Origin of the sequence: Helicobacter sp. UBA3407, assembly GCF_949747025.1 — a bacterium.
GTDB lineage: Bacteria > Campylobacterota > Campylobacteria > Campylobacterales > Helicobacteraceae > Helicobacter_D > Helicobacter_D ganmani.
The window spans coordinates 1-3,962 of the sequence record NZ_CATKCB010000211.1 but is presented as its reverse complement, the minus strand read 5'-3'; the positions used below and the strand labels follow the sequence as shown (position 1 = coordinate 3,962).

At 37.7% G+C, this 3,962-nt stretch carries 5 protein-coding genes; 2 read left to right on the top strand and 3 right to left on the bottom strand.

Features of this window, described 5'->3' with window-relative positions; genetic code table 11:
• A partial coding sequence (locus Q1553_RS07660) for a sulfatase-like hydrolase/transferase (RefSeq protein WP_366525101.1) occupies nucleotides 1-413 on the top strand: 413 nt, incomplete at its 5' end.
• A 33-nt stretch (nucleotides 414-446) separates the two neighbouring features.
• Here Q1553_RS07660 and mnmA read toward each other — a convergent pair.
• A complete protein-coding gene (gene mnmA / locus Q1553_RS07655) occupies nucleotides 447-1,502 on the bottom strand; it encodes a tRNA 2-thiouridine(34) synthase MnmA (protein WP_115551320.1) in 1,056 nt (351 codons plus the stop codon).
• Nucleotides 1,499-1,921: a hypothetical protein gene (locus Q1553_RS07650; protein WP_115551321.1), complete on the bottom strand. Its 423-nt coding sequence runs from the start codon at nucleotides 1,919-1,921 to the stop codon at nucleotides 1,499-1,501. Before Q1553_RS07650 ends, mnmA begins: the two co-directional genes overlap by 4 nt.
• A gap of 94 nt (nucleotides 1,922-2,015) precedes the next feature.
• On the opposite strand from Q1553_RS07650, the gene Q1553_RS07645 reads away from it, so the two are divergent.
• The gene (locus tag Q1553_RS07645; protein WP_115551322.1) at nucleotides 2,016-2,375 is read left to right on the top strand and encodes a diacylglycerol kinase; all 360 of its coding nucleotides are present in this window, start codon (nucleotides 2,016-2,018) and stop codon (nucleotides 2,373-2,375) included.
• Nucleotides 2,376-2,544: 169 nt separating this feature from the next.
• On the opposite strand, the gene Q1553_RS07640 is transcribed toward Q1553_RS07645, so the two are convergent.
• Nucleotides 2,545-3,962: hypothetical protein (locus Q1553_RS07640; RefSeq protein WP_300842877.1), on the bottom strand; the 1,418-nt coding region annotated here is incomplete at its 5' end.

The following is a 3,962-nucleotide window of genomic DNA, read 5'->3' as shown; positions in this document are numbered from 1 at the left end:
TTTTGTATAATGATTATATTTTGAATGAGATTTTTAAAATCTATGCAAAGAGTGATTCTATTATTTTTTATCTTAGCGACCACGGAGAGAGTTTATACGAATACAAGGGCAAATTAGGGCATTTTGTAACTTCAAGATTCACTGCCGAAGTGCCATTTCTCGCTTTAATGAGTGAAGAATTTATCCAAAAACATAAAGAAACTGCACAAAAAATCCAATCGGCTAAAGACAAACCTTTTGTGATTGATGATTTGATTCATCTACTCTGCGATGTTGCACAAATCCAAGTCCAAGACTATAACGCAACCAAGAATCCACTCTCGGCTGAATTTAATGCAAAAAAGATAAGAATCTTTAATCAAAAAGCAGATTATGACAAAGAGTTAAAAGGAGAAATTGCGCAACCAAAATAAATTACAGAGATAGCAAAGAATCGCAAGGCGGATTTAAACAATAAAGCCACCTCCTAATACTTTGTCGTCCTCATAAAGCACCAAAGCCTGCCCGCTTGCTACACCAAAGGCTGGCTCTTGAAGATTTGCAAGCAAGATTTCTTGCTTTTTTCCTTCCGAATCCTCCTGAATTAATTGCACTCTTGCCTTTACCTTGTGGCTTTTATAGCGAATCTTTACTTCACATTCTAGGGCTTGTTGCTCTGCAAACATTTCTTTTGGCACAGAAAAATTAATTGCCCGCACTTGATAAGTCGCCAATTCGTCCTTTTCACCCGCAACAATCGTATTTTCCTGCGGATTAATCTTTAACACATAATGCGGATTCAATGCGCCCTTAATCGTAAAGCCCTTGCGCTTACCAATCGTGTATTGCATATAGCCTTTATGTGTGCCAATCTCCTTACCTTGTGTATCCAACACCACTCCGGGAGATTCTACATTATAATGTTTTTCCAAAATATCTATGTAAGTATTTTCCACAAAACAGATTTCTTGCGAATCCTTATAACTCTCCAAAGTCCCAAGCCAAGGAAGCTCCTTTAATGCAATGGGCTTAATCTCTTGCTTCCTTTTATCCCCCAAAGGAAAAAGAATGCGCGGAATCCACTCTTTTTTGAGCCCAAACAAAAAATAGCTTTGGTCTTTTGTCGTATCTATGCCTTGCGCAATTTTGCCCTCTTTGACTTGCGCATAATGTCCTGTGGCAACATAATCATAGCCTAATTGCTCCGCCAATCTAAAAGCAATTCCAAATTTCACCAAAGGATTACATAGAGCACAAGGATTTGGCGTTTGCCCCTTAGCATAGGATTCCACAAAATAATCATAAACACTTTTTTTGAAAAGTTCGCGCTCGTCTATTATCGCATAAGTAATGCCCAAAGCCTCCGCACATCGTTTGATATTTGCCTCATAGTATTGGTGCTTTGCCTCCTTATCGTGTAATTTCAAATACACACCATATACAAAATAACCTTGCTTTTGTAGCAAATAGGCGCAATAACTAGAATCTACTCCTCCACTCATTAATAACAAAACTTTTTTCATTTTTTCCTCATAAATGTTAATTTTTCACTTAACAAAAGTTTATTATCTGTGTATTTTGCCCATAGAATCTCCAATGCAAAAATCTCACCATTACCGAGTTTGGCAAAAGGAAAGCGCGCATAATAGAGATTCTTTTGCTGTAATGTCGCTCGTTTAAAAAACGTCTTAATTTGCAAACCTTGAATCCTGCCAAGATTCTTAGAATCCTTTGCAATAATAACAGCAACTTTTGGGTTTAAGGCGCAAAGTTGAATATGTTTAGAATCCTGCGCGCTCTTAAAAAGCAAGCTAAGATTCGCTTCATCAAAGGCATAATAACAACTTGCGCTATAAACCTCTAATGTATCAGAATCTGCTTCAACGACACTCAAACTTAACAAATGATATTTTTTGATAAAATCTTTTATTTTTGGATTCATAAGATGGAATTGTAGCTAAAATTTTGGCGAAAACAAGGGAAAGACATTCAATAAATGGTAATATTTCGTATCCTAAGAAATATAAGAAGTTGCAATGAAACCAAAATATCATTTTTTCAAAAATACAAAATACGCTTTATGCGGAGTTTTGGCAATGTTAAAAAACGAAGCGGCTTTCAAACTAGAGTGCCTCATAATCATTCCTTTGCTTTTTGTCGCTTTTTATTTAGAGATTCCGCTTGAAAAACGCATTCTTTTGATTGCTGTTTTGTGGTTAATTCTTATTGCGGAATGCTTCAATTCTGCCATTGAATCCTGCGTGGATTTAATCACGCAAGAATTTCACGCAAAGGCAAAAATAGCCAAAGACTGCGCTTCGGCAGGTGTGTTTTTCGCAATCTCACTTGCGATTCTTACTTGGGGGCTTGTTTTGGGGGATTTGTATCTTTGGTGATTATCCGCATTTGTGCGCAAGATTTTTTAATTTAGGCTGTTTTACATTTGCTTTTTCTCTGTCCCCGCAAGATTCCACGAGGAATTGCGGCAATCTATAATGCAGAATCTCACTTACAAAGATTCCATTTTGTCATTACGAGATTCCGTAAGGAATCGTGGCAATAACCCTACATTTCCATTTCAAACTTGCTTCCTCTTAACTTGTCTTTCTCCTCTAGTTCCGAGAATCTTATCATATTCTCCACATTTTGTATTTTATGCAGCGCATTTGCCACGAGTTCCTTGCCATCCCCTATTGTTAGGATAAAGGCGGAGCGACCATTTTGGAAGCTTAATTTGCGGATAAATTCCACTCCAAGTTCCGCTAGAGAGACAATAGAGCCATTCATATTTATGTCTGCGCCTATTTTGTTAAAGTCTAGCTTGTTTAAATCCTCTTCATCAAAGCTCATAGCCTCGCTAAACGCATTTGCCCTCTCGCTTCTCTCTGTCAAGTCGTTAAAATTCCCATCGCTCGTGTATAGCTCATCAAGGCTTAGTCGCATTGTCCTGCCTGAATCAAACTTCAGCGTAAGCATTCCATTATCATCTAGCTTCATTCCAACGACAGAATCCACATCTTTTAGCGCACTAGCGTATTTCATAGCAGTAGAGGAGCTATTTAACCCATTGTAAAACTCTCTAAAATTTGCCTCGCTAAATTTCATTCCTGTGATTGCTTGAAATTCTTTGCGGATTGCTAGTTTATCGGCTTTGTCATTATTATAATAGTCATTATACATTTTGTTAAAGCGATTCTGCAAATCTTCTAAATAGTCCTCTCGCTTCCCATATTTCCAATCTTCTCTGCCATCATATCCGCTAAATCTAAGTCGCTCTAGCTTTAGCCCTCCGTTTAAATCCGTCTTAGAGTATGCGAAATCTAGGGATTTTAAGAGCTTTTCAAAGGTTAGCCTCTCTAGGCGGTATTCGTCTTTATAGGTTTTTGTTAAATCTATCCAACCGCTTTCATCAGCGTTTGCTGCGAACATTTTTCTAATTTGGTCTTTTTGCGTGTCATTTAGCTTCTTATAGCTTTCCTCTGGGCGAAATAGACTTGTTCCGCTTTCTAAATTTCCTTTATTGTAGCCATATTTCTTTATATTCTCATCTACATCTTTTTGCGTATTTACAAACTTCGTCAAATCAAGTGAGCTATAAACATCGCTAAATTTTAAGATAACTTCCTCGCCCTTAGAGTTGTAGCCCTTTAGCTTTAGCTTACTAAAAAACTCATCGCTAGAATCTAAGAATCCATCTTGATTATCATCTAGGTTAATGAGCTGCCCCATATAGCCTATGCTTCCAACTCCATATTGGTCATTATCATCATCTAAGTCTAAGAAAACCTGCATTTCCCCCACAGGCGTATTTAAATACTTAGAATTTCCAGCGGCATTAAGCATATTTCCGCCACCACCATTTGCGCCGCTCCAGCGATAAGCATCATCAAAAATGGTTCTACCAAACTCATCATAAGAGATAGAGTGAGAGTGGAAGCTAGGAGTGAAGTAGTTTAGCTTATCTCCATTTAGGCTTGAGTGCG